The organism is Mycobacterium sp. E3247 (assembly GCF_001667785.1).
Classification (GTDB): domain Bacteria; phylum Actinomycetota; class Actinomycetes; order Mycobacteriales; family Mycobacteriaceae; genus Mycobacterium.
Genome location: NZ_LZJG01000280.1, coordinates 1 through 666, shown reverse-complemented (window position 1 = coordinate 666; position 666 = coordinate 1). Strand labels below are relative to the sequence as shown.

The following is a 666-nucleotide window of genomic DNA, read 5'->3' as shown; positions in this document are numbered from 1 at the left end:
TTCGGAGGCCCCGAAGGCGATGCTGGTCGCGGCCGCGCCGCTCGACGAGGTGCTGCGCCGGCTGGACAGCTCGGCCGCCGGGTTGTCCAGCGCGGAGGCCGCCGCCCGGCTGACGCGTTACGGACCCAACGCGGTGCGGACCCATCGCGTCAACGCCCTTGCGGTGCTGGGTCGTCAACTGCGCAACGCGGTGCTCATCCTGCTGGCCGGCACCGCGGTCGTCTCGTACTTCCTGGGCGACAGCATGCAGGCCGTCATCATCGGCATCATCCTGGCGGCCAGCATCGGCCTGGGCTTCATCAACGAGTACCGCGCCGAGCGGGCCGCCGCCGAACTGCACGCGAGCGTGCACCACAACGCGCTGGTGCGCCGCGACGGAGAGTTCGTTTCGGTCGCCGTCAGCGAGCTGGTACCGGGCGACGTGATCCGGCTGTCGCTGGGGGAGGCGGTCCCGGCCGACGTCCGGCTGATCGACGTCACAGGCCTGGAATGCAACGAAAGCATCCTGACCGGGGAATCGACCGGATCGGAGAAAGCGCCGCATCCGGTGCCGCCCGGAACCGACCTGGCCGACGCGAGCGATCTGGCCTTCATGGGCACGATCGTGAGCGCGGGCGAAGGCTTGGCCGTCGTGTATGCCACCGGGAATCGCGCCGAATTCGGCCG

1 protein-coding gene is annotated in these 666 nt (G+C 70.1%); it reads left to right on the top strand.

What is annotated here, in order from left to right:
• Positions 1 to 19: 19 nt before the first annotated feature.
• Positions 20 to 666: cation-transporting P-type ATPase (locus A9X04_RS15425; RefSeq protein ID WP_197509177.1), on the top strand; the 647-nt coding region annotated here is incomplete at its 3' end.